We start from the raw sequence: 25,833 nt of genomic DNA, 5'->3' as shown, positions 1-25,833 counted from the left end.
CGGTCGGAATGCGAAACATAACGCCCCTCCTTCGACATGGCTTCGCTAACCGGTGGCCAGAATGGGCCGGGCGAGTAATACGACCGAAAGTATATGCGTTACTTCTGGTGGAATTCCGTCAATTCCATAGCATAAAAAAGATATACGCTCTCGACCTGTTTGGTGTCGGAGCGTGTTTTACCTTTTCCCTATTTACATTGAACTCTAGAGACCACTTTGATTTTGGAAAGTAAACTAACTTTGAAGGATTAATCCTTTGGGGCGATCAATGTAATCTACAACATCGATGGATTTTGATAACGTAGACAGACGACGATAAAGATCAATCATTTAGGTTCGCAAGTGCCGAATTGCTACAAGCGAGAGGATTAAGGAAAGCGTTCGATCGCTAACTCGAGTTCGTCGAATGTAACGATTCGTGATTGTGCCTGGTGCATCGGCGTCGGCGCGTCGCACCAGTGGATGCGATCGTCGCGCAGGATTTGAACGGTCTGCCAACCCCTCGTTCGGGGCGTGACAAAATCCTTGATGGCATTGTCGGCAACATAGGTGAGTTGCGATGCCGTTAAATGCGACGCAGTCTCGACAGCTTCGAATGCTCTTGAGTGTGGCTTGCGATAGGATATGCCCCAGGCATCCGTAAAGAGGACGAGGTCAGCTTTATGCTCGAGTCCAAGGGCCCTGATTTTCGAACGCTGGGTCGAGACTGGTCCATCGGTGATGATGCCGATGAAGTCATCGTTCGGGCGATCGAACAAAAAACGCGCCGCGTCGGGGGCAAGCGAGATTGATGGCTGATGGTGCCGGTAAATCGTCACCAGTTGCTCTATCAGAGAAGGGTCGACCTCGCCCTCCGTTTCCGCAAGCGCAAGATCGAAAACCTGGCCCCTGACTCCCGCCGCAAAAAGACGGGCACACCGCGCAGCAAAATCGGTCTGTCCGGTTCTTTGCTGCCACCATGCGCCGACAGCCGCAAAGCCGCTGAAGACGAAGTCGCGCTCTAAATAGAGTGTATCATCGAGATCAAAGATGATCCCGCGAGCAAAGGAGCGCATTTGGTCACCCGTCAAAAAGAGCCTGATCATAGCGCAACATGAGTACTCCATCTCGCCAATCGTCGTTGGCGCTGACGGGAAGGCCGGCGACTTCCTCAAGCAGCCACTGCGCGAAACACGCCCCGGCGTGATCGGCAAGCGGATAACCGCCTCCGAACCGCGCGTTGAGTTCGATTACCTGCAATCCGCGGGTTGCATCGGCGATTGCCTGAAAGCAGAGGGCGCCGCGTGCGTCGGGCAGTGCCTCAGCCATCCCGCGCGCAAGCGCGGGAAGCTCCGCCAGGCGCACAGTTCGCCCCTTCTCGACTTCGCCCGCCCGCACCGAGAGCCGTTCGTGTGCGATGCAAGATCGGGCCACGCCATCACGATCGATGAACATGCTGATCGTGTATTCGGGGCCGGAGAGGTATTCCTGGACGATCATCGGTTCGGCGAAGTCTTTAGGAAGACCGCTTGGCTCGTGGATCACACTGATGGAGCGACTGGCGCTGCCTGAGCGCGGCTTGACGAAGACCGGCCACGTCCAGTCGGAGATCGCCTGGCGGGCATTCTCCAGCGTATCGGTGCGTGGGACGGCGAGGCCCGCCCGGTGGAACGTGTGCATCGTACGCAACTTGTCCCGGGCGATTTCCACCACCAAGGGTGGGCTCACATGGATCCGTGTCCCTGCCACGGCGAGGCGCTCGGCGTTAAGGGAAAACGGCAACAATTCGGGATCGATTGTCGGCACCACGAGATCGACGTTTTCTGTTTGACAGATGTCGGCGACGGCATCGATGAACGCCTCGTCGTCACAACTGGGCACGGCGTATGCCCGATCGGCCGTATGACAGGCGGCACTGAGCTCCGGCCTCCTGTCACACGCGATTACTCGCAGCGTCACATCAAGCCGCGCGGCCGCGGCGCGAAAGCACTGGATGAGTTCGACCCGCCGTCCGGCGGAAGAAAAGAGAACGCACAACTCCCGTCTGCTCATCGTTAAAGCCCTCCGTTGGCGCCTGTCGTCCTGGATTCAAGCTGCCCCTGTCTAAAGTCCCGGGCGGCCATCTGTCAGCTTGCCATGTAACGCTGGCCGATCCCCCTGCCAGTCAATGACTTCCAGGCAATTGCCGTCTCCACACAAGACGAGGAAGCCGGCTTTCGTGTACACTTGGACCTGGCCCGCAAGGCCGATATATTTGCCCGCATTCGGGTGCACGGTCGCGCGGGTGACAACGATCTTGCGATCGCCGAAAAAGGTGAATGCCCCGGGATAAGGATCGCCGACGGCGCGAATGAGGCGCTCGATGTCCACGGCCGAACTTCGCCAATCGATCAACCCATCCTCGGCTCTTCGGCGCGCGCAATAGCTTGCGCCCTGTTCGTCTTGCTGGATACCTTTCGCCGAGCCCTTCTCCAGAAAATCCGTCGCCTCGACGATCATCTCCGACAGGTTGCGCGTATGCTTGTCGTAGAGGGTCCGCGCGGTCTCGTCGGCGGCGACATCGAACAATCGTTGCAGCAGGATGTCGCCGGAATCCATGCCATCATCGAGCCAGAAGAGGGTCGATCCCGTGACCTTTTCGTTGCAGAGTATCGTCCAGGGGATGACTCCCCGCCCCCGTAGCCTTGGCAAGGCGGCCGGGTGGAAACCCAGGCAACCGCGTGCAGGGATGCTTCGAAACTGGGGGCCGCAGATCTGAGACCACCCGATGACAAGGATGACATCGGGCGCGAATTGTCGGAGGGTTGCAAGCGTGGCCTCGTCGTTGACATCAGAGGTTTCGACAACCTCGATCCCTGCTCTTCGCGCAATCGGCATAAGGTCGGCATGATCCGAATGCCGACCTGCTTTTGCACCGGGAAGGGTGAGGAGCAGGCCGGGCGGGCGACCCACAGACACGAGCGCTTCAAGAGCGATCCTCGAACCCTCGACTGTCCCGACGAATGCGACGCGCATCGATGATAACTCCGTAACCAAGGGAGAAAGGCAAGCTTGGGATGCAGCCTATGGATGGCTGCGTCAAAATTACATCATACTAAAATTGAGGCCAGTGGATTTGTTGGACACGAAACGCGTTCCTCCTTTTCCGGGGCCATCGCGAAGGCTTGTTCCGCTGTCCCAATTGAACCGGTGTTGATTTCATGCCCGCAAAGCCTTGATTTGCATGGGCCGATCGATGTTCAGGACAGACTGCTGTTGGAATGGGACAAGAAGAGCACTTAGTGTGGTTCTCAAAGCCTGCGAGGGCTTCTTTGTGCCGATATTGTTGAAAAAGTCCCAAATCGTGGGTTTGCCGAAAAGTCGGCCAATTCACGTTCTGCGTGAATGTTTGCTGCTTGATGCTGAATCAATTCCGCTACACGGCTTACACGCTGCTTGATCGAAAATTGGCAGGCCCCCCACGCCAATTTTCTGTGTCGGCCTCTACGACTCTTCAAATAATCAGACCTTATAGAAAAACCGACTTTTTCCGCCACAAGCGGTCGCGGCAACAGCGGCCATTCGCGTTGACTACGGGGTTAGTTGGCGAGAGACGCTGCACTCTGGCGCTGTTCGCGATGATGTCCGCTGGGTTGTCAGCCTCCGCGGCTCGCCAAGGAGGAGGCAGCGATCAATCGGCGCGCGTCAGCCGCCGACAAGCACTCAATCGCGACTGCCTTCCTGCCGAGGCCAAAGCAACGTCGTCATGAATGTGGCAAAGGCGATGGCCACCAGTATGTAAGTGACGCGGGTGGAGAAGGACTCGGCGGCAGACCCCGGAAGCGGTGAGACGCCGGTTCCGAATACGAGGAGGAAGATCGTCAAGGCGCCCGCGTAAAGTTTGGCGGCCGGCGCACGCATGGCGGCACGACCGCCAAATACCAGGCCGGCCAGCAGGACCAATAGAAAGAGGAAAATGAGGGACGGCCGTAGCTGAAGCAGCCCGAATGCGACGGACGCGGCCACGCCTCCAGTGATATTGGTTATCACGATCCCCAGCGCCGCGCGCGTGCTGGCTGTTGCGTCGAATTGTGAGAGCAGTGACACGACTGTTATCGGAATGACAATCGCCGTGGCTAGCGCTTCGCGTGTCAGACAGGCAACCACCGCGATCAGGAGTATGGTGGTGTTGGCGGCAGCGTAGTGTGCCGCACGCGGATATGTCGTCGCCGTCGCCGGCTTAACAGTGGGGCTGCCTTTGTCGGGGATAAAGACATATGCCAGCCACATCAAGAGCATTCCGGTCACCACACCCTGCACCAGGATCATTAGAATGGTGTCGCCGAGATCCTCGTTCAGAATTGTGAGGAGCGGCACCATAACCGCAATGACCAGAACAAGAAAGATTGTGGGGCCGCCCTTGCCGTTCGCCTGCTGGTAGAAACATCCAAAGTAAATCAGCCCAAGCAGTAGCAACAGAACCGGCGGCCGGTCGCCAGTCAGCATCGTTACGAATTGCAGAAGTGCCCCGACGACAAGAATAAACAAAGTGACCGCTAACGCCTTTTGCAACGACATAGGGCGATCACTGGCGATGAGAAACTGTGCTGCAAACAATGGCCCGAGGAAGGGGATGATAGCCCCCGAATAAACTGAACAGGAAAAGCCGACCGCAACGGCAAGCGCTATGCGCAGACCCTTGCGCTTTACATTGACGCGGTCCTCCTCGTGCGAAAGATACGTGTCAGCTGACATAGGTCAGGACCGACAGAATTCGGATCCAGAGACTGCCGAGCGCATTGGTGACCGGATGGTCCCCGGTATAGATGACCACATTCGCCTGCGAACCGTACCGAACGCCCTTGGGCCGCCCTTCGTCGAGAACCAGGCGGACGGGAAAGCTCTGCGGCGTTCGCACCCATCCAGTGTCTGTGGAAATCTTCGGCAGGCCCGTCGCTGGGTCGACGCTCCCCTGAGCCACTCCCATCCCGATGCCTTCAACGGTCCCGGCGAAAATCTGACCGGGGAGAACATCGAAAAGCACCTCCACACGGTCGCCGGCGGCAACCATCTCAAGGCTGTTTTCCTTAAACGCGGCGGTGATCCAAATCGTGCCGGTATCGATGAAAGTCATTGCACTCTCGCCAGCGCTGAGCATACCACCGACGGAAAGCTGAAGATTGGTGACGACGCCTTCCGCCGGCGCTGAAACCGTCGTGCGCAGCAGATCAAGCTGAGCGGTTTCAAGCGCCGCGAGCGCCTCCTTCAATTGTGGATTGTCCTTTCCCGCAGGTCCAAGCTCCTCCTGAGCCCGCACGAGGTCGGCTGTGGCTGCATCCACGCCTGCATCTGCCTGATCCAGCGCGGCCGCGGCCTCATCATATTTCGCCTGGGCGTAGATACCGCGCCTGACAAGTTCCATGGCGCGGGTGGCTTGATCCTGGACGTTGGCGCGCACTGCCTTCGTCTCCACCACCTTGGCCTGGGCGACATCGACGGACGCCGTCGAAGCGCCGATCGTCTGACCTACCCCTGCAAGGCGTGCTTCCGCCTCGGCAACGGCGAGCCGGTACTGTTGCGGGTCCAGGCGAAACAGCATCTGGCCGGACGTCACGGCGCTATTGTCGGTCACGCCCACTTCAATGACCCGCCCGGTAACCTCCGGCGCTACGCCAACGACGTATGCACTGACGGTCGCCTGCGAGGAAGAAGGAGTACGCCGCTCCATGAACACCGTCACGACGAACAGAAGCAAAGCCACCAGGAGCACGGTGATTGCGACCGTGCGCTGCGGGTTTTTCTCTTTAACAGGCGCGCTCACTGTATTTGGAGCATCATTTTGAGGGGCCCCAGTTGTATCCGACGCCATGACGTTTCCCCTAAGACCACGCGGCCGTCGCGCCGAGGCTCTCCTTGCGCCAGCACCTGCGTTGGAATGGCAATTTAGTCCTAAGCTGCAGCCATCGCAACGGCCACCGATGCGATGCATAACCCAGGTATCCGCCCATAGAACCGAGCCAGGCTGAGGTGGCATCGGCTTCTCAAATGGCCTGTTGGGGGCGCGTCCAGCGAGCACTTTTGCGTCTGCCTTGCAGGAAGACCGAAACAGGTAAATAATCAGCCAGAGTACCAAGCTACCTGGGAAATCCGGATTGGCTGGGAAGGGGGCCAGCAACAATGGAGCCGAAGGTAACAATCCCTGAGCGCGCGCCGTCGCTTTTAAGAATGCTCGACGCAGCACTTCAGATCGGACTAGTAGCCTTACTGATCTTTGCCTGTAGCCGCATCATATTGCCTTTTGCTGGCATCCTGTTGTGGTCGGTGATCCTCGCGGTCATGCTCTATCCGCTGCACCAACGCTTGGTTGCCCGGGTCGGCAATCGCTGGTCGGCGACGTTAATCGGGTTGGTCAGCGTTGCGCTGCTGCTGGTTCCATTGGTCATGGTTGTGACGTCGCTTGGATCTTCCATACTTGAGTTCGTCTCGGGCTTGCAAGACAGCAGCCTGACGGTGCCACCGCCGCCGACATGGCTTGTCGACCTCCCGCTGGTCGGCCAGAAATTGACCGAGACATGGGCTCTCGTCGCGACAAACATGCCGGCGGCGCTTGCCAAGTACGGCAAGATGCTAGGTGGAGTTGCATCATGGCTGGCGTCGTTCGCGGGCGGTTTGGCCGCCGGTCAGCTGTCATTCGTGCTTTCGTTCGCAGTCGCTGCCGTGCTCATCGCCTATGGCGAGGGCGCCACCGAGTTCGCCAGACGTCTGTTGGAACGTATCACCGGCAGCAAGGCACAAGGTACCCGGCTAGTTGCAATGACGGCCGCGACGATTCGAGGTGTGGCGGTCGGCGTAGTCGGCGTGGCCGTCATCCAGTCGCTGCTGATCGGGATAGGCTTTTTTGCGATAGGTCTTTCGGCAGCCGGAGTTTTGACGCTTTTGGTGCTATTGTTTGCCATCGTGCAGGTGCCGGCGGTGTTGGTAACACTACCTGTCATAGCCTATGTTCTTGCGACGGAAGCGACCACGCCGGCGATCATCTTTTCGATCTGGACCATCATTGCCGGGCTCAGCGACAACCTCCTCAAGCCATTGATGCTCGGCCGCGGACTTGACGTTCCAATGCCGATCATTCTGATCGGTGTAATCGGCGGCATGATCGCTGACGGGCTTCTCGGCCTGTTTGTGGGCCCTGTGCTCCTGGCTGTTGGCTATGTACTGCTCATGGAGTGGCTGCGGGACGAACCCATTGAGGGCGGGCCGCGAACTGAATATCCGCCGCCATAATCCCGGTCATTGCTCTTGGCTTGCTGGCGACGTTGGCCTGATTAGCATTTCAGGTGCTGGCATCGGTTTTTGCCGCCCGTTACTTCGCCCGGACCTCCCTGTGGCGGGATGACTGCGAACACCTTGCATTCGACCAGGCAACCTCTTCGAGTTCCCTTAGCTGCTTGATCAGGAGCCGCTGTGAGCGGTCACCGAGTTCTCTTTTCAGGGCATTGGACCGCAAGGTACCCTTGAGAAGATCATACAGGATCATGCCTTGTCACTTGCCGCTGATGAGATTGAGCGCCGCATACATTGTGATGGTGGCGTTTGGCTGCGTTGGCGCCTAATTGAATGTTGAGAGTAAAAATTTACTGAAGACGATTTCGAAATCCCGTTGCATATGGCACATTCGCCAATGACAACGATCGCCCTATGACAACAATGGAATGACGGCATGGTCACTATCAAGGAAATCGCCAAGAGTGTTGGCGTGTCGTCGGCTACGGTTTCGAGGGTGCTCAACTACGACCCCGCCCTGTCGATCTCACCGGCAAAACGGCAAGCGATCATCGAGACGGCCGAGGCTCTGAACTATGAGACCCCGCGCAATCGCAACAAGGCGAACGGACAGGCTGCCCCCAGCCTTTTGACCAAGCTCGTCATCGTGCATTTTCTCGAGCCTTCGGACGAGATTGCCGACCCCTATTACGTCGGCGTGCGGCTTGGCATCGAAAGCCGCTGCCGCGACCTGAGGACGGAGATCGTCAAGGTCTTCCATTCAGACGCGCTGCCTGAGGCGTCTTTGCTTGCAGGCGCATCGGGCGTCATCGTCATAGGCAAGCATTCCGACAACGAGATCGCATGGCTGAGCAAGAATGCTCCACATGTCATTTTTGCCGATTTCGACCCGAGGAGCGACCTGATCGACAGCGTGTTTTCCGATGTGGGGCTCGCCACGTGCAAGATCCTCGACGCTCTGAAGTCCAGCGGATACAAGCGCATCGGCTTTATCGGCAGCCACGAGAACCTCAACGGCACTGTCCAGCATTTCGCCGAGCGCCGATGTGTGGCCTATATCGATTGGCAGAAGAAGAACGGCACCTTCGCGCCTGAGCTTTTGGCGCTCTCCGATTGCTCATCGGGTCAGAGCCTCCGGCTCGAAACCGGCTATCGTCTCGCGCGCGATTTGCTGTCGCTCACTGACCGGCCGGATGTGATCGTGACATCCAACGACAACATGGCAATCGGCACCTATCGGGCGATCCTGGAATTCGGCCTTTCGATCCCGGCCGACATTGGCGTCATATCCTTTAACGACATCCCCGTTGCCCAGTTCCTGACGCCGTCGCTGACCACGGTGCGCATCCATGGCGAACATATCGGCGAGACAGCCGTCGATCTGTTGCTCGAGCGACTTTCCGGCCGCAGCTACGGCAAGCAGGTACGCATCGCCACGGAACTCGTTTGGCGCGACAGCTGCCGCAAGCCCCTGGAATCCTTGCCGTTGTGAGCTGTTCGCTGCGCGTGATAAATATTTACTAAATCTTCCTTGCGTGTTGCCTGAATTTCGGTAAATCTTGCGCGGACGGCAGGAGAGGAGAACCTGCCCTCAGCAAGTTTCTAGGGAGGAAACGATGTACCGCAAAACGAACCTGTCGCGCGTTGCGGCTGGCGTGCTCGCCGCAACAAGCCTGCTTGCGTCCACCGCCGCCTTTGCCGGGGAAGTCACGATCTGGTGTTGGGATCCCAACTTCAACGTTGCGATCATGAAGGAAGCTACGGCGCGCTATAGCGCGACGCATCCCGAAACGACGTTCAACATCGTCGATTTCGCCAAGGCCGATGTCGAGCAGAAGCTGCAGACGGCACTGTCGTCGGGCACCACTGACGCGCTGCCGGATATCGTGCTGATCGAGGACTACGGTGCGCAGAAGTACCTCCAGTCCTTTCCCGGAGCCTTCGCCGAGCTTTCCAGCAAGGTCGATTTTTCCGGCTTCGCGCCCTACAAGGTTCAATTGATGACGATGGACGGGGCCGTCTACGGCATGCCGTTCGATTCCGGCGTCACCGGCCTCTACTACCGCAAGGACTATCTGGAGCAGGCAGGCTTCAAGCCTGATGATATGCAGGACCTGACCTGGGACCGTTTCATCGAGATCGGCAAGCAGGTCGAAGCCAAGACCGGCAAGAAGATGCTCGGCCTCGACGTCAACGATGCGGGCTTCATCCGCATCCTGATGCAATCCGCCGGCGGCTGGTATTTCGATAAGGACGGCAATCTTTCGATCGAGAACAACGCCGCCCTGAAGGCAGCGCTCGAAACCGAACAGAAGATCCTGCAGGCCAATATCCATAAGCCGGCTGCCGGCTGGACGGAATGGGTCGCGACCTTCACCTCCGGCGATGTCGCCACCGTGACAACAGGCGTTTGGATCACCGGTACGGTCAAGGCCCAGGCCGATCAGTCCGGCAAGTGGGGCGTGGCACCGATTCCGAAGCTTGACGTCGAGGGCGCCTCGCATGCGTCCAACCTTGGTGGTTCCAGCTGGTACGTAACCGCCAGCTCCGCCGAGAAGGACGAAGCCATCGACTTTCTCAACGAAGTCTATGCCAAGGACGTCGATTTCTATCAGAAGATCCTGACGGAGCGCGGTGCCGTCGGCTCGCTGCTCGCGGCCCGCAACGGTCCCGCCTATTCTGGAGCCGATGCATTCTTTGGTGGCGAGAAGGTCTGGCAGAACTTCTCCGACTGGTTGGCGAAGGTTCCAGCGGTCAATTACGGCGTCTTCACCAACGAGGTGGACACGGCAGTAACGGCGCATCTGCCTTCGCTTGGCGAGGGCGCGCCCATCGATGACGTGCTGAAGGCGGTCGATAGCCAAGCGCAGGGCCAGATCCAGTAACGGCTCAAAGGCAGGCGGCAACCGCCTGCCTTCTCGCTCGGGCGCATGCGGCCATCACGTCGCGTGCCCTCCGGAACATCATCCCTTTTCGTTGAGGGCACCCATGGCTGCCGGCAAAACAGGCGGATTGAAGCGCTACTACGACCTCAACGGCTGGCTGTTCATCGCCCCGTCCTTGCTTCTCATCGCAATCTTCCTCGTCTATCCGATTTTGCGCTCGCTCTACCTGTCCTTCTTCTCGGGCAAGGGAATGATGATGAAGTTTGCCGGCTTCGGAAACGTTGCACGGCTATGGAACGATCCGGTCTTTCTTCAGGCTCTGAAAAACACCGTCACCTTTTTCATCGTCCAGGTGCCGATCATGATCACGCTGGCGCTTCTGCTTGCCGCGGTCTTGAACAACGACAAACTGAAGTTCATCGGCTTTTTCCGCACCGCCATTTTCCTGCCCTGCGTCGCCTCGCTCGTTGCCTATTCCGTGCTTTTCAAAAGCATGTTTTCCGTCGATGGCGTGGTGAACTCCGGACTTCTGGCGGTCGGCCTGATCGCCACCCCGATCGGCTGGCTGACGGAACCTTTCTGGGCCAAGGTGCTCGTCATCCTGGCCATCACCTGGCGTTGGACCGGCTACAACATGATCTTTTACCTTGCTGCCTTGCAGAACATCGACAAGTCGATCTACGAGGCGGCGCGGATCGACGGCGTGCCGGCATGGGCTCGCTTCGTCTACATCACAGTACCAATGCTGAAGCCGGTGATCCTGTTTACGACGATCATCTCGACCATCGGCACGATCCAGCTGTTCGACGAAGTCTACAACCTGACCGAGGGCCGCGGCGGCCCGGCGAACGCAACGATCACCCTCTCGCTCTATATCTACAATCTCACCTTCCGCTTCATGCCGAGCTTCGGCTACGCGGCGACCATTTCCTACGTCATCGTGATCATGGTGGCGCTTCTGTCCTTCCTCCAATTCTACGCGGCGAGGGATCGGTCATGAACGCCTCACGCCTGGCCACAACCGCATTGCAATACGCCTTCCTCGCGGCTGCAGCCTTCCTGTCGATTTTCCCGTTCATCTGGATGGTGATCAGTTCGACGAACAAGTCGATTGATATCATCAGCGGCAGAACGGGTATCGGCGACGCCTTCGGTACAAATGTCACCAACTTCTTCGCACAGGTCGACGTGCCGCTGGTTTTCTGGAACTCCACGAAGGTTGCGGTGCTTGCAACGCTTTTGACGATCGTCGTGTCGTCGCTCGCCGGCTACGGTTTTGAGATGTTCAGGTCCAAGGCGCGTGACCGGATCTATGCGCTCGTGCTTCTGACACTCATGGTGCCGTTTGCCGCACTGATGATCCCGCTGTTCATGATGATGGCGAAGAGTGGCCTCATCAACACGCATATCGCCATCATGCTGCCGACGATCGCATCCGCCTTCATCATCTTCTACTTCCGCCAGTCGACGAAGGCCTTTCAGACGGAGCTGCGCGACGCCGCCAAGGTCGACGGCCTCAAGGAATGGCAGATCTTTCTCTACATCTACGTTCCGGTGATGCGCTCGACCTACGCGGCCGCCTTCGTCATCGTCTTCATGACCAACTGGAACAACTACCTCTGGCCGCTCATCGTCCTCCAGTCGAACGAGACCAAGACGATCACCCTCGTCGTCTCCTCACTCGCCTCGGCCTATTACCCCGACTACGGCGTGGTCATGATCGGCACGATCCTCGCCACGCTCCCCACCCTCCTCGTCTTCTTCGTCATGCAGCGCCAGTTCGTACAGGGCATGCTCGGCTCAGTGAAATAGGAACGTCGTCAATGCGCATTACTGAAAACTTCAATGCCGACTGGGTCTTCCGCAACGGCTTCGAGCCGGCACATGTTCACGCTCTTCAGTCGGGCGAAACCGTGCGGCTGCCGCATAGCGCCGTCGAACTGCCCTACAACTACTTCGACGAGACCGATTACCAGAAGCCCTTCACCTATCAGAAGCGGCTCGACTGGCGCCCGGAATTCGAGGGGCGCGAAGTCTCGCTCATCTTCGATGCCGCCATGGCCGACAGCGTCGTCTATCTGAACGGCCAGGAGATCATCGCGCACAAGGACGGCTATACGCCCTTCGAGGCGCGACTGACGCCGCATCTCACGCGTGGCGAAAACCTGATCACGGTCAAGATCGATGGCTGTGAGAACCCCGAGATCCCCCCCTTTGGCGGCCAGATCGACTACCTCTGCTATGCCGGCATCTACCGCGACGTCTGGCTGAAAGTGACAAACCCCGTCTCGATCGCCAATGTGAAGATCGAGACGCCGGATGCGCTTGCCGAAAAGAAGTCCGTCACCGCTCGTGTCTTTCTCTGCAATCCGCAGGGGCACACGTTGTCCGGCATGCTTTCCGCCAAGATCCGCCGCAAGGGTGGTGGCGACGTTGCGGCTTCCTCGATCAAGTTCGATGGCAACGAGGTGGCCCTCACCTTCCCCGATCTCACCGATATCGAACTCTGGGATATCGACAACCCGGTGCTCTACGCCCTGTCGCTCAAACTTGAGACAGAGTACGGCGAAGACGTGCTGACGCAACGTTTCGGTTTCCGCACTGCGCTCTTTACACCGGAAGGCTTTCTGCTGAATGGTCGACCATTGAAACTGCGCGGATTGAACCGGCACCAGGCCTTTCCCCACACCGGCTACGCCATGGGTCGGCGCGCGCAGGAAAAAGACGCCGACATCCTGAAGCATGAACTCGCCTGCAATGTCGTGCGGACGTCACACTATCCGCAGTCGAAGTGGTTCATCGAGCGCTGCGATGAGATCGGCCTGCTCGTTTTCGAGGAGATCCCCGGTTGGCAGCATATCGGTGGCGAGGCCTGGCAGAAAGAATCGATCGAGAATGTGCGCCGCATGATCGAGCGTGACTGGAACCATCCTTCGATCATCATCTGGGGCGTTCGCATTAACGAAAGCCAGGACAACCACGCCTTCTACGCGGAGACCAACCGTCTGGCGCGCGAGCTTGATCCGACCCGCCAGACCGGCGGCGTACGCTTCATCACCAATTCGGAATTGCTCGAAGACGTTTACACGATGAACGACTTCATCCTCGGAAACGAGGAGTTGCCGGGCAACAACCGCGGGCGCGTGGTGCTGCGCGATCGGGTGGAGACGACGGGTATTCGCCGGCCGATCCCCTATATGATCACCGAATACAATGGCCACATGTATCCGACCAAGCGCTTCGACCAGGAACAGCGCCAGGCCGAGCATGTGACGCGTCACCTCTTGATCCTCAACGCCGTTGCCGGCGACCAGGATATTTCCGGCTCCACCGGTTGGTGCATGTTCGATTACAACACCCACAAGGACTTCGGCGCCGGCGACCGCATCTGCTATCACGGTGTGCTCGACATGTACCGGATACCGAAACTTGCTGCCTATGCCTACGCTTCGCAGGGAGATCCGAAGGACAATGTCGTGCTTCAGCCGGTGACCTTCTGGGCACGCGGCGAACGCAATATCGGCGGCGTACTTCCCCTGATCGTGCTGACGAACTGTGACTATGTCGAAGTGAAGTTCGGCGAATGGCCGACAAAGCGGATCTACCCGGACAGGGAGAACTACCCGCATCTGCCGCATCCTCCCGTCGTGCTCGACCTGCGCAGCGTGACGCCTGAAGAATTCGGCACCTGGGGTCGGGTCTGGCGCGAAGGTACCTTCACCGGCTACGTCGACGGCAAACCGGTCAAGACGCTGACCCTTCCGGCCGACCCGGTCCCGGCGACGCTGGAGGTCGTAGCCGACGATACGGAGCTTCGCGCCTGCGAAAAGGATGCGGTGCGCGTGGTGGTGCGCGCGCTCGATCAATGCGGCAATTTGCTGCCCTATTTCGAAGAGCCTGTCCTGCTTTCGCTGGATGGCCCCGGCCGGATCATAGGGCCCTCAGAACATACGCTGAAGGGCGGCGCGACCGGCTTCTGGATCGAGGCCGGCGAGGCCAAGGGCAAGCTCGAACTAACGGTGACGAGCCGCCGCTTCGAGAACCAGTCCATCACCTTTACCGTCAGCTGAGTACCCGCCATGGCCGAAGTCCGTCTTACCGACATTCGCAAGCGCTTCGGCGCGCTCGAAATCATCAAGGGTGTCGATCTGTCGATCGATGCCGGAGAGTTCGTCGTTTTCGTTGGCCCATCGGGCTGCGGAAAGTCGACGCTACTGCGCATGATCGCCGGTCTGGAGGACATCTCCTCCGGCGAACTCACAATCGGCGGCGAAGTCATGAACGACGTTGACCCCTCCAAGCGCGGCATCGCCATGGTGTTTCAGTCCTATGCGCTTTATCCGCACATGACGGTGCGTGAGAATATGGGCTTCGCGCTCAAATTCGCCGGTATGGCAAGAGAGGAAGTCGATAGCCGGGTCAACGACGCGGCACGAATTCTCGAGCTTGAACCGCTGCTGGATCGCAAGCCGAAGGCGCTCTCGGGTGGTCAGCGGCAACGCGTCGCGATCGGCCGCGCCATCGTGCGCAATCCGCTCGTCTTCCTGTTCGACGAGCCGCTGTCGAACCTGGACGCCGAGTTGCGTGTGCATATGCGCGTCGAAATCGCCAAGCTGCACAAGGAACTGAAGTCGACCGTCATCTACGTGACGCATGACCAGGTGGAAGCGATGACGCTGGCCGACAAGATCGTCGTCCTGCGGTCGGGTGTCGTCGAACAGGTGGGCGCACCGCTCGATCTCTACGACGACCCGGCAAACACCTTTGTTGCCGGCTTTATCGGCTCACCGCGCATGAACTTTCTGAAAGGCCATGTCGCAAACGTCGCAGACGGCCGCGCGACTGTGGCACTCACGAGCCAGCCCGGTGTCGCGTTGACTCTACCCGTTACATCGACATCTGTTGCCATCGGCGACGTCGTCACCCTTGGAATTCGCCCCGAGCATTTTCTCGCTGAAGGCAAGGGTGATGTTGATCTCACAGTCAAGGTCGATGTCGCAGAGCACCTCGGCAATACCAGCTATGTCTACGCTCATGTCTCGGACAGCGAGCGGATCATCATCGAACACGGTGACGTCCGCAACATCGCCAGTCGCGAAACCCTCAGCATCGGCATCGCCGCATTACGGTCCTTCCTGTTCGACAAGGATGGCATCCGTCTCAGATAGCGAAATCGGTGGCTCCGTAGCAGAGGCGATCGTTTTCCTAGCCTTTTCGGCTCGACCGATGGTCGCGCGTCATCGCCGCTCGAAGGAAGGGGTAACGGCTGTCCTGCCCCCGTCCGACCTCGAAGAAGCGCCGCTTGCGCGCAAGTGATCGAACTGTGCGCAAGCGGCGTCGAAACCCGTCAACTGACGAAACCATTGTCTCAGTTCAATCGCGAGCCCTGTGACGAAAACAGGTGGATTTTCGCCAGATCAGGGGCGATCGCCACGGTCTGCCCGGGTCGAAGCTCCATTCGATCGCGGATCACCAATGTCGTATCGAATGCGCCGAGCTTGACGACCAGATGCGTCTCGGCGCCAGTCGGCTCCACCACGCCGACTGTCGCTGGAATGCCGCTCTCGGCAATAGCCAGATGCTCAGGCCGGATGCCATAGGTGTGCGCAGCACCGCCGGAATAACCCGGCGGCAGCGGAAGCGTTTTGCCGTCCTCTGTGACGAACTGCCCATCGAGGATCGAGCCGTGGAAAAGGTTCATGGCGGGCGAACCGATGAACGTGGCGACAAAGGTGTTTACGGGTCGATCATAGAGGTCGAGCGGCCGGCCAATCTGCTCGACCACACCACCACGCATGACGACGATCCGGTCTGCCATTGTCATTGCCTCGATCTGATCGTGCGTGACGTAGACTGTCGTTGTCTTCAGCCGCTGGTGCAGATCCTTGATTTCGGCACGCATGGTTACGCGCAGTTTGGCATCGAGGTTCGACAGCGGTTCGTCGAACAGAAACACCTGGGGATGACGGACGATCGCACGGCCCATCGCCACGCGTTGGCGCTGGCCGCCGGAAAGTTGCTTCGGCAGGCGGTCGAGCAAAGGTTCGAGTGCCAGGATATCGGCCGCCTCCTTTACCCGGCTTTGGATCGCGGCCTTGTCCTGTCCCTTCAGCTTCAGCGCAAATCCCATATTCTCCGCCACAGTCATATGCGGATAGAGCGCGTAGCTTTGGAAGACCATGGCGATATCGCGTTCTTTGGGCGCGATATTGTTGACGATGCGGCCGCCGATGCGGATCTGGCCACCGCTGATGTCTTCGAGACCGGCAAGCATACGCAGCAATGTCGACTTGCCGCATCCAGAGGGCCCGACGAGTGTGACGAACTCGCCATCCTCGATGTCAATGGAAACATCGTGAATAACCGGAACGGCGCCATATTGCTTTCTAACCTGTTCGATCGTGACAGATGCCATTGCTTATTCCTCCCCTTGCGCGATCACAGTTCGAGTTGCCAGATCGTGGCGGCGGTAATGTTGCCCGCGGGCGCTGATAGGCGTGCCGTGCTGACGGCGGCAAAGCCTGGCAGACGTTTCGTTCCCGTCCAGCGACCGTTGTCGGCGAAGACCTCAATCGAGCCGACATCGAGGAAAATACGCAGCGTCGACGGTTGCGCCCCGACAGCGATGTAGCGCGGTGCGCCCTTGCCGTCCGGCAGGTCGTAGTGAATGATCAGGCCTTCCGCTCCGAGCTGAACGCCGAGGCCAACGTCCGGATGATCAAGCTCGAGATGAAACTGCGCACCCGGCCCCGCGAGTTCGATGACGATCTCGACCGCCCCGTTGTTAAGGCCGACAGGCTCCTGCCCCTTGAGTTTGTTGTCGTCGATCAGGTCACGACGCAGCGTCGCAACCGTTTCGACCGGCGGCGTCAGCAATGCGTCCTTTTCCAGCAGCAGCTGGCGAGGCAGTGTCATTGCCGTTGGAAAGTCTACTTTTTTTGACACCTCGGTCCAGTTGGCAAGCCAGGCGATGCCGATTGGCCCGGATCGATCGACGAATGCCTGGAAAGCATAGGCATCGGTCGCGAAATCCAGTTCCTGCTCGAATTCCTTGACGAAGCTGCGGCCGTCGAAGCGGCCGACAGTCGCCGCTGTGATGTTCCGGCGGCCGGTCTGCGGGTCGCGGCTCGTCAGCAGTCCGAAGATGAGCGCCCAGCGCGTTTTCGGATCATCAGCCGGGCCGTCGAGCGGCACGATGCACGGGCACTCCGCCGCCGTCATCCCGTACCGGTCTTCCCGGTGGATAATGCCGACAAAGGTCCAGTCGGAAGCACCGTTCGGATCGCCACATTCGTAGAGCAGGACGACGCCGCCGGCGCGGTCGCGGCTGCCGATCAACATTTTCCAAAGGTGGTCCGGGCCCTTGAAGACATAGGGGTCGCGAAAGTCGAGCGTCAGGTCAAGGCCGGACGGCCGGTGGGCAAGAATGATCTCTTGCGCGCCGGCCGTGATTTGGTCGTGCGATACCGCCGTCAATTGGATCTGCTCTTCGGGTTCCCGGTCCTTGACCTGCTCCGTGAAGAAGACACGGATACCCGGTTCACCTGACGATAGCGGAATTGCCGAGCCGGAAAACGCCCCGCCGCGGCCATCGGCGCGGGCCGAAAGGTCCGAGGAGGGAAACAGGAAGATCGGCAAGTGTCGCCAATGAATGTAGTCATCCGATACGGCATGGCCCCAATGCATGGTGTTCCAGCGCAGGCTGTGCGGATAGTGCTGGTAGAAGAGATGGACATGGTCGCCGAAACGGCCAAACCCGTTGGGATCGTTCATCCATCCGAAGGGTGGGCGGAAGTGGTACCCGCCGACGACCGTCGGCGCCGCATTTTCCCGGCTGCTGTGCAGGATCTGAACGCCCTCGGTCAGCACATTCTGGTGCTGAAAGGCATAGGCAACGGAGACCTGCGTTGTGGTCGGATCATAGGAGAGAACGGTTCGACCGCCCTGCCCCAGGTCCAGGCTGCGCTGCTCGAATTCGTCGCTGTTGGACGCCATCAGACGGTCGATTTCGCGGCCGGCCACGGTCGCTTTGATCCCGGCCGATGTTCCCAGCTGTCTCGCTTTGAGCCAGATGTGGATCGTGGTCGCATCCGCAAGGACTGCGCTGATGTTCTCGACGTCTGCCGCGGCGGCCGAAGCGGTTTCTGCATGCGTTGTCATTGATCAACCTTTCACGGCCGAACCAACGAAGGAACTTACGAACCAGCGCTGGAAGGCAAGATAGAGGGCGAGGATAGGCAGCATCATCAACACGGATGCCGCCATAGCGCGGTCCCAATAGATGCTGTCCTGGCCAAAGAACGTAGCGATCGCGACGGCTATGGGCCGCGCATAGTCGGTCTGGGTGACGAGGATCGGCCAAAGGTACTGGTTCCAGCTCTCGATCCCCATCAGGATCGAGACAGTGGCAAGTGCCGGCAGGCTGAGCGGCAGGAAAATCGACCGGTAGATGCGAAAGATCGATGCTCCGTCGATCTGCGCGGCCTCGAAGAGCTCCTTCGGAAGCTGGGCAAAGAATTGGTAGAAGAGGAAGATATAGAGCGGGCTAGCGATCCAGGGCACGATCTGCACGGCGAATGTATCTGTTATTCCGGCGCGTGACACCATGATCACGAGCGGCATGATGATGCTTTCCTGCGGAATGACGTAGAGGGCTATGACCAGCGAAAGGATAACTGCGCGGCCGCGTACGGAGCCCCAGGCAAGGACAAAGCCTGCCATAGAATTGACGATCAGGCCCGACCCGACCGTCAGCGCGAGGATGATTAGCGAATTCAGCAGATAGCGCCCAAAGGCAAGCTCGCCTGAGAAATTGCCGACCTCCGCAAAGTTGGCGAGCGTCGGATCGGAGACCCAGAACGCCCTGAAACTCCCCATGTCGGCCAGGATCTGGAAACGATCGTCCTTCAGGCTGGCAATCAGCAGCATGAACAGGGGGGAGACGATGACGAGCGCGATAACAAGGATGCAGGCCGTCTGGACGATGCGCAGCGAACCAACGGCCGAGCGGGTGTGCATCGCCTGAGCGTGTGGTGTGGAAATTGCGATATCAGACATCGAAACGCCTCAGAAGTTGACGCTGAAGCAGCGCGATAACGAGAACGATGAGAAAGAGAATGACCGATACGGCCGAAGCATAACCGAGCTTCTGCTCCTCGAAGCCGGAACGCACCATGTAGTGGACAACGGTCTCCGTGCTGCTCTTGGGACCGCCTTGGGTCAGGATGGCAACCTGGGTATAGAGCTTGAATGCCTGGATTGTCGTAATCACCAGCACGAAGACATGGGTCGGCCGCAAGCCTGGCATAGTCACATGCCAGAAGCGCTGCAGCGCGTTCGCGCCGTCGATCCGCGCTGCGTCGTAGAGTTCATCCGGAATGGACTGAAGGCCAGCGAGATAGACAATCATCTGGAAGCCGTAGGCCTGCCAGGCCGACAGCAGCACGATCGAGAACATTGCCCAGTTGGGGTCCCCGAGCCAGTCGATCGGTTCGATGGCTCCGCCCGACAGGAAACCGATCACCTGGTTGAATGGTCCGGTCGGGTACTGAAAGAGCGTTCCCCAGATGACGCAGACGACGACCATCGACGTGATCGCTGGCAGGAAGAACAGTCCGCGAAAAAGATTTCGAAACGGCATCTTCTGGTGCAACAGCAGTGCGGTGGCAAATGCCAGGCCGCATTGCACCGGCAGGATCCAGAAAGTGAAGCGCGAGACGTTCCAGAGCGATGTCCAGAAGAGATCGTCCCTAAAGATGCGCAGGAAGTTGCCGAAGCCAACAAAACGGACCGGCGTTGGCCGCGGGACCAGCGGTTGATTGGTCATCGCCGTCCAGAACGACAACAGGAACGGAACGATAAGGAATATCGTCAGCAGCACCACTGCCGGCGCAAGCATGCCCATCTCCTGAAGCAGCCGGCTCTTGTCCCGGCGCCAGGCGGGACGCGCTGCAATCGCCGGCTCGGCTGATTGTTGCAATGTCATATTCTCCTCCTCCTCCTCCTCGGATCGATGCGCAGGCCGGCGACGGGTACGATGGCGTCAGACCGGCTGCGGCCGCACCATCGTGGTCCCGTCTTTGGTTGCCTATTGCTGCTCGTCGAATGGCGGGTACCCGTCGTTCTCCTCGATGTCTTCGTCGATCTTGGCCGCGGCCGCCGACAATGCCGTCTTGGCATCGCCCCCGTTGAAGATCTCGTCGACGGCCTGCATGAAGGTCGATGTGATGACTGGATAGGCCGGATGCGGAGGACGCGCGACCGCGGTCTTGGACGCCTGTTCGAATGCGACGGCGAGCGGACCACCGGTGTTGTACAAGGGCGATGCTGCCGCGAAGCTTTTCAAACCGGGATAGCCGGAATCGGCGATTGCATAATCCCGGTAGAGCTTGTCCTTCAGCATGAAGCTGACAAACTTGCCGGCGATGTCCGGATGCTCGGAGGCGGTCGTGATGCCCCAGATCCAGGTGCCGTTGGGGCTAGCACCCTTCGGCCCGAACTTCGGCAACGGCATGACGACGATGTCGTCCTTCATCGACGCGGCAGCTTCGGCGTAGAACCAGTGGCCCCCGAGTGCGAGCGCTGCAGGATGGCCTTCGGCGAAGAACTGGTTGGTGCCGGACGATTGCGGCACGACCCAGCCGTTCTTCACCCATGTCTGCATCATAGTCAGTGCCTTGACGCACGCATCGCTATCAAGGGTGCCCGTCGATTTCCAGGTCGTGCGATTGATCAGGTCGCAGCCCGCCGACTGCAGGATCGGGCCGTAGGCGTAGGTGATCCATTCGGTTTTGATGCCGTAACCGCGAAACGTGTCGATCGGCCACTTGACGCCATCGACCTTTGCCAGTTTTTCGAGGTAGCCTTCGAACTCTTCCTGGGTCCAGGCATCGTCCACGGACTTCGGAATGCGGGCGCCGATCGCTTCCAGATACTTCCTGTTGCCGTAGAGCACGACGGAGGAGTCGGTCAGGCCGATTGCATAGAGATCCTTGTCGATCGGATAGGTGCCCTGGGCGATGTTCGACGGGGTCATGTCATCGAGCACATCCTGATCGATCAGAGGCTTGATCGGCTGCAAATAGCCGGACCAGACATAGTTGGCGAGGAAGGGGGCATCGAGCTCCATGACATCAGGCAGTTGTTTGGACATGACCGCTGCGCTGAACTTTTCATTGTAGGCATCGTGCGGTGCGTAGATCAGCTCGACATCCACATCCGGATTGGCGGCTTCGAAGCGTTTGGCGACTTCGCCATAGGTCGAAACCCAACCTGGGTCGCCTTGGTGCATGACATGCAAGACTGTCTTCGCCTCTGCACCCACGGCGGTGGCCATAAGGGCAACCGACCCCATTAACGTTGAAAGTAAACGTTTACCCATCGCTGCAACTCCTCCTCAACAGGGTTTGGTCTTTCAGTTTGATCAGACGGATGAGCGCTCCACCAACTGGAACGCGAGTTTGCGCACCTCGCCGGGGGCGCTATTTTCGGCAAGCAGAATGTCTGCTGCCAGGCGGCCCATGGCACGGTGCGGCAATGCCATGGTCGTCAAAGGGGGATCGAGCCTGGTGGCAATGTCCACCTGGTTGTCGAAGCTTGCGACTGCGACGTCATCTGGAATTTGTGCACCCACCCGGCGCAATGCGGCGTAGACTTCCATGGCAACGCGATCGTTGCCGCAAAGGATCGCATCCGGGCGCTCCGGTCCGTCCATCAGCGCGGTTACGTGTGCAAGCACGAGGCTGTGCGCCCGGTCGCTATAGATCGCCCGGCGGACCGCCGGCAGGACGCAGGCACCACCTGCATCAAGCCCGGCTTCGTCAAGGGCACGCCGGAAACCGGCTTCGCGCAGCTCTCCTGCCAGAAGCCCCGGCAGGTTGATAAAGGCAATGTTCCGGCGGCCAGCCTCGATCAGATAGGTCGTGATCTCGTGAGCGGCAGCGATCTCGTCCGGCACCAAGGACGTCACTTTGCCATTGGCCTCACGGCAATTGATCATGACGCCGACCGTATCTGCGAACTCCGCCGGCAGCGATACCATCTTGTGATACATCGCGGCGTAGGCAATCGCGCGTGGGCGGAAGCGGCGCACCTCTTCAAGCACGGAGGCCACGTCGCGACCTCCGCCGAGCGTCATTGCAAAGACCGCCATGTCCGCCGCGCGGGCGGCACCATCCAGTCCGCGGATGATCTCGGTGGCGAAGGGCGAGGTGATCAAGTCATCGGCAACGACACCGATCAGTGGCATCCAACCCTGTCGCATGCCACGAGCGGCCAGGTTAGTGACGTAACCCAACTCTTCGGCGATTTCCTTGATGCGCAGTCGCGTTTGTTCGGACATCCGCGCCGAGCCGCCATGCAACGCGCCCGAAACGGTCTTGATGGAAACGCCAGCGCGTTCAGCAATATCGCTCAATGAGGTCGTCACGGGCAGGCCTTGGGTTAACGGTTACCCAGTAACTACCCGATCGCGATAATTGAGTCAATCTCAGGCACCAATCAACTGCAGTAGGGGTTTGTAGCAAAGGGTTTATCACCCGCACCGGCATAGCATGTTGATTGCAACTGACCCGTCCGGCTGGCGACCGAAGGAAAGCCCCGGAACTGGGAGGTTCCGGGGCTTCCTCGCCGCGCGACCGGGAGAAAAAGCTACGCGGCGTGAACCTTTCTTTCGCTTCTTGCCCATTCCGGGATCCAGTTTCCGTGAGCGGCAAGCAGGTCGTCGGTGAGCGACCAGATCTGATCGAGATCGAGCTCGGCGGCCGTGTGCGGATCCATCATGGCCGCATGATAGAGATGCTCGCGGTTCTCCGTCAACATCGCGGCGACCGTCAGTTCCTGCACGTTGATGTTGGTGCGGATCAGTGCGGTCAACTGCGGCGGTAGATCGCCGATAAAGGTAGGCTGTATGCCGTTTTCATCCACCAGGCATGGCACTTCCGCTGCGCAATTGTCGGGCAACGAGGTGATGCAGCCATTGTTGCGCAGGTTGCCGTAAATGACCGAGGGCTCGCCGGTCCAGACGGAGTTCATGATCGAGGAGGCATACTCCTTCGACGGCTTGACCTCGATCTTGTCGGCGGAGCGATAGGCCGCCGCCTGCCCTTTCCAACGCTCGATCTGCTCGATGCAGCGCTTGGGATATTCGTCGAGCGGGATGCCGAATTTTTCGATCAGATCGTCGCGGCCTTCCTTGATGAAATAGGGCGTGTATTCGGCGAAGTGCTCCGAGCTTTCGGTGACGAAATAGCCGAGCCGCGTCAGCATCTCGTAACGCACCTTGTTCGGGCAACGCGGATTCCAATGGCTGGGCTTCGGGAAGCGGCCTTCGCGATAACCGCGCAGGAGATCTGGATAAAGGTTGCGATAGGATCCGTCCGGCTGGCGGTGCTCGAATTTGAGGAAGAACGCCATATGGTTGATGCCGGCCGAGCGGTAGCGGATCTCCTCGTAAGGAATGTTCAGATCCTCGGCGAGTTCCAGCGCCGTGCCCTGCACGGAGTGGCAAAGGCCGACCTGCTTGATCCGGGGATATTTCTCGGCGATCGCCCAGGTGTTGATCGCCATCGGGTTGACGTATTGCAAGAGGATTGCCTCTGGGCAGACCTCGGTCATGTCGGCGCAGATCTTCCACAGATGCGGCACGGTGCGCAGCCCGCGCATAATGCCGCCGACGCCAAGTGTGTCTGCGATCGTCTGACGCAGGCCATACTTCTTCGGCACTTCGAAATCCGTGACCGTGCAGGGCTCATAGCCGCCGATCTGGAATGCGACGACGACGAAGTCGGCACCATCGAGCGCCTTGCGCTGGTTGGCGTGCAACTCGATGGTCGCTTTGGCGCCGAGCGTTGAGATCAGTTTTCGTACGACGACTTCGCTTTCCTCGAGCCGTTGCGGATTGATGTCCATCAGCGCGATCTTTGCATCCGACAGGGCCGGACGCTGCAGAACGTCGCCGATGATGTTCTTCATGAACACGGTCGAGCCGGCGCCGATGAAAGTGATCTTGGGTTGTCTGGTCATGGATTGCCTCTGCTTTCTGACGATCATGCTGCCACATCGAAGGCGGCTCGAACGAGCCGCTCCGTGTAGGCGGTCTTGGGATTGGTAAGAATGTCGTTCACCGGCCCTTCCTCGACGATCTTGCCGTGCTGCATGACCACGACGCGGTGGCAGAGTGCGCGCACGACCTTGAGGTCATGGGAGATGAAGAGGTAGCTCAGGCCCCGCTCATCCTGCAGTCGGCGCAAGAGATCGATGATCTGCGCCTGAACGGAAAGGTCGAGCGCCGAGGTCGGCTCGTCGAGCAGGATGAATTCCGGCTCGAGCGCGACGGCGCGGGCGATGGCGATGCGCTGGCGCTGACCGCCGGAGAATTCATGCGGGAAGCGCGACAGGATATTGCCCGGCATGCCCGCCGCGACCAGCGCATCCACGACCCGGTCGAGCCGTTCCTTGCGGTTCTGCCCTATCCCGTTGACGACGAGCCCCTCCTCGATGATCTGGCCCACCGACATGCGCGGGTTGAGCGAGGCAAAGGGATCCTGGAAGACGATCTGCATGCGCGAGCGCAACGGCCTCATTGCGGTGCGGTCCTTGTCGTGGATCGGGACGCCGTCGAAGAAGATTTCGCCGCCATCGGTGTTGATCAGGCGGATCAGAGCCTGTCCGAAGGTTGTCTTGCCCGATCCGGATTCGCCGACCACTCCGAGCGTCTCATGTTTGCGCAGATTAAGGCTGAGACTGTCGACGGCAACGAGCTCGGAAAGCTGGGGTCGGAACAATCCGCCCTTCTTCAGCATGAAGGATACGCGGACGTTTCGTCCATCGAGTATGATCGGCACATCGTCCGGCAGCGGATTGGCCGCCCCCGATGGTTCCGACGACAAAAGCCGCTTCGTGTAGGGATGCAGCGGATTGCCGAATAGAGCGGCGGTGGTGTTGTGTTCCTTCACCTCGCCATGCTGCATGACATAGACGTAGTCGGAAAACTGCCGCACCACGGTCAGGTCATGGGTGATCAGGATCACCGCCATGCCAAGCTCGCGCTGCAACTCGCGGATCAGGTTGAGGATCTGCGCCTGAACGGTGACGTCGAGCGCCGTCGTCGGCTCGTCAGCGATCAGCACGTCAGGCTCGTTGGCAAGCGCCATGGCGATCATGACCCGTTGGCGCTGGCCGCCGGAAAGCTGGTGCGGATACTGATTGAGCCTGAGCTCGGGATCCGGGATCCTCACATGGCGCAGCAATTCGATGGCGCGCTCGGTGGCCGCGCGCCGGCTGAGCTTGCGATGCGCCCGGATCGCCTCGACGATCTGCGCGCCGACCGTGTAGACGGGATTGAGCGAGCTCATCGGCTCCTGGAAAATCATCGCCAGGCGATTGCCGCGCAGGCCCCGGCGCTCACGCGCGGAAAACTTGAGCACGTCCTTGCCGTCATATTCGATGCGGGACAGCGAGGCGATCGTCGCGCGTTTCGACAGAAGCCCCATAATGGTGCGCGCCGTCACCGATTTGCCCGAACCGGATTCGCCAACGATGGCGATGGTCTCGCCGCGATAGAGCTGGAAGGACACGTCCTTCACCGCCTCTACCGTGCCGTGTTCGACCTTGAAGTTGACCGCGACGTTGCGCGCGTCGATGACCGGCTTGCCGTCTCGGCTCGAAAGGTCCTTCCTTTCGACGGGAGCAGCGGCCATGAAGTCGA

At 59.4% G+C, this 25,833-nt stretch carries 20 protein-coding genes; 7 read left to right on the top strand and 13 right to left on the bottom strand.

Annotated features, from left to right (window positions below):
• Positions 1 to 368: 368 nt before the first annotated feature.
• From ASD03_RS12380 to ASD03_RS12360, 5 genes are all read right to left on the bottom strand, one after another.
• Entirely contained in the window at positions 369 to 1,055 is a 687-nt protein-coding gene (locus ASD03_RS12380) for an HAD family hydrolase (RefSeq protein WP_063963287.1), read from the bottom strand.
• Between the two features lie 4 nt (positions 1,056 to 1,059).
• Complete coding sequence (locus ASD03_RS12375) at positions 1,060 to 2,031, bottom strand: ATP-grasp domain-containing protein (protein ID WP_057207715.1); 972 nt, start codon at positions 2,029 to 2,031, stop codon at positions 1,060 to 1,062.
• Positions 2,032 to 2,082: 51 nt separating this feature from the next.
• The gene (locus ASD03_RS12370) at positions 2,083 to 2,994 is read right to left on the bottom strand and encodes a methionyl-tRNA formyltransferase (RefSeq protein WP_057207714.1); all 912 of its coding nucleotides are present in this window, start codon (positions 2,992 to 2,994) and stop codon (positions 2,083 to 2,085) included.
• A gap of 687 nt (positions 2,995 to 3,681) precedes the next feature.
• Positions 3,682 to 4,713, bottom strand: coding sequence for a DUF2955 domain-containing protein (locus ASD03_RS12365; RefSeq protein WP_057207713.1), 1,032 nt, complete (start codon positions 4,711 to 4,713; stop codon positions 3,682 to 3,684).
• A complete protein-coding gene (locus ASD03_RS12360) occupies positions 4,703 to 5,779 on the bottom strand; it encodes an HlyD family secretion protein (protein ID WP_057207712.1) in 1,077 nt (358 codons plus the stop codon). Before ASD03_RS12360 ends, ASD03_RS12365 begins: the two co-directional genes overlap by 11 nt.
• 356 nt (positions 5,780 to 6,135) lie before the next feature.
• Here ASD03_RS12360 and ASD03_RS12355 point away from each other — a divergent pair, with 356 nt between their 5' ends.
• The 7 genes from ASD03_RS12355 (at position 6,136) to ugpC (ASD03_RS12325) (ending at position 15,295) form a co-directional block, all read left to right on the top strand.
• A complete protein-coding gene (locus ASD03_RS12355) occupies positions 6,136 to 7,242 on the top strand; it encodes an AI-2E family transporter (protein ID WP_057207711.1) in 1,107 nt (368 codons plus the stop codon).
• Between the two features lie 436 nt (positions 7,243 to 7,678).
• Positions 7,679 to 8,734: a LacI family DNA-binding transcriptional regulator gene (locus ASD03_RS12350; RefSeq protein WP_057207710.1), complete on the top strand. Its 1,056-nt coding sequence runs from the start codon at positions 7,679 to 7,681 to the stop codon at positions 8,732 to 8,734.
• Between the two features lie 124 nt (positions 8,735 to 8,858).
• Positions 8,859 to 10,127 carry a sugar ABC transporter substrate-binding protein gene (locus tag ASD03_RS12345; RefSeq protein ID WP_057213864.1) on the top strand — a complete coding sequence of 423 codons (1,269 nt, stop codon included), beginning with the start codon at positions 8,859 to 8,861 and terminating at the stop codon, positions 10,125 to 10,127.
• A gap of 103 nt (positions 10,128 to 10,230) precedes the next feature.
• A complete protein-coding gene (locus ASD03_RS12340) occupies positions 10,231 to 11,127 on the top strand; it encodes a sugar ABC transporter permease (protein WP_057213861.1) in 897 nt (298 codons plus the stop codon).
• Positions 11,124 to 11,939, top strand: coding sequence for a carbohydrate ABC transporter permease (locus ASD03_RS12335; protein WP_025431308.1), 816 nt, complete (start codon positions 11,124 to 11,126; stop codon positions 11,937 to 11,939). Before ASD03_RS12340 ends, ASD03_RS12335 begins: the two co-directional genes overlap by 4 nt.
• A gap of 11 nt (positions 11,940 to 11,950) precedes the next feature.
• A complete protein-coding gene (locus tag ASD03_RS12330; protein ID WP_057213858.1) occupies positions 11,951 to 14,197 on the top strand; it encodes a glycoside hydrolase family 2 TIM barrel-domain containing protein in 2,247 nt (748 codons plus the stop codon).
• Positions 14,198 to 14,206: 9 nt separating this feature from the next.
• Positions 14,207 to 15,295: a sn-glycerol-3-phosphate ABC transporter ATP-binding protein UgpC gene (gene ugpC, locus ASD03_RS12325; RefSeq protein ID WP_057207705.1), complete on the top strand. Its 1,089-nt coding sequence runs from the start codon at positions 14,207 to 14,209 to the stop codon at positions 15,293 to 15,295.
• Positions 15,296 to 15,495: 200 nt separating this feature from the next.
• Here ugpC (ASD03_RS12325) and ugpC (ASD03_RS12320) read toward each other — a convergent pair whose 3' ends face one another.
• The 8 genes from ugpC (ASD03_RS12320) to ASD03_RS12285 all read right to left on the bottom strand — a co-directional run bounded on the left by ugpC (ASD03_RS12320) (position 15,496) and on the right by ASD03_RS12285 (position 25,825).
• Positions 15,496 to 16,542: a sn-glycerol-3-phosphate ABC transporter ATP-binding protein UgpC gene (gene ugpC / locus ASD03_RS12320; protein ID WP_057213855.1), complete on the bottom strand. Its 1,047-nt coding sequence runs from the start codon at positions 16,540 to 16,542 to the stop codon at positions 15,496 to 15,498.
• A gap of 23 nt (positions 16,543 to 16,565) precedes the next feature.
• Complete coding sequence (locus ASD03_RS12315; protein ID WP_057213853.1) at positions 16,566 to 18,287, bottom strand: beta-fructofuranosidase; 1,722 nt, start codon at positions 18,285 to 18,287, stop codon at positions 16,566 to 16,568.
• A 3-nt stretch (positions 18,288 to 18,290) separates the two neighbouring features.
• Positions 18,291 to 19,184 (bottom strand): carbohydrate ABC transporter permease, encoded by an 894-nt coding sequence (locus tag ASD03_RS12310; protein ID WP_057207702.1) that lies wholly within the window; start codon positions 19,182 to 19,184, stop codon positions 18,291 to 18,293.
• Positions 19,177 to 20,112, bottom strand: a complete 936-nt coding sequence (locus ASD03_RS12305; RefSeq protein WP_057207701.1) for a sugar ABC transporter permease — start codon at positions 20,110 to 20,112, stop codon at positions 19,177 to 19,179. The genes ASD03_RS12310 and ASD03_RS12305 overlap by 8 nt, the downstream gene beginning before the upstream one ends.
• A 102-nt stretch (positions 20,113 to 20,214) precedes the next feature.
• Positions 20,215 to 21,507, bottom strand: coding sequence for a sugar ABC transporter substrate-binding protein (locus tag ASD03_RS12300; protein ID WP_057207700.1), 1,293 nt, complete (start codon positions 21,505 to 21,507; stop codon positions 20,215 to 20,217).
• A 42-nt stretch (positions 21,508 to 21,549) separates the two neighbouring features.
• Entirely contained in the window at positions 21,550 to 22,554 is a 1,005-nt protein-coding gene (locus ASD03_RS12295; RefSeq protein ID WP_057207699.1) for a LacI family DNA-binding transcriptional regulator, read from the bottom strand.
• A 221-nt stretch (positions 22,555 to 22,775) separates the two neighbouring features.
• Entirely contained in the window at positions 22,776 to 24,149 is a 1,374-nt protein-coding gene (locus ASD03_RS12290; RefSeq protein ID WP_057207783.1) for an alpha-glucosidase/alpha-galactosidase, read from the bottom strand.
• A 23-nt stretch (positions 24,150 to 24,172) separates the two neighbouring features.
• Positions 24,173 to 25,825 (bottom strand): ABC transporter ATP-binding protein, encoded by a 1,653-nt coding sequence (locus ASD03_RS12285; RefSeq protein WP_234907967.1) that lies wholly within the window; start codon positions 25,823 to 25,825, stop codon positions 24,173 to 24,175.
• Positions 25,826 to 25,833 lie beyond the last annotated feature (8 nt).

Source organism: Ensifer sp. Root127, from assembly GCF_001425225.1.
Lineage (GTDB): Bacteria > Pseudomonadota > Alphaproteobacteria > Rhizobiales > Rhizobiaceae > Ensifer > Ensifer canadensis.
The sequence above is the reverse complement of the archived record's forward strand: the minus strand, read 5'-3'. Positions and strand labels throughout refer to the sequence as shown.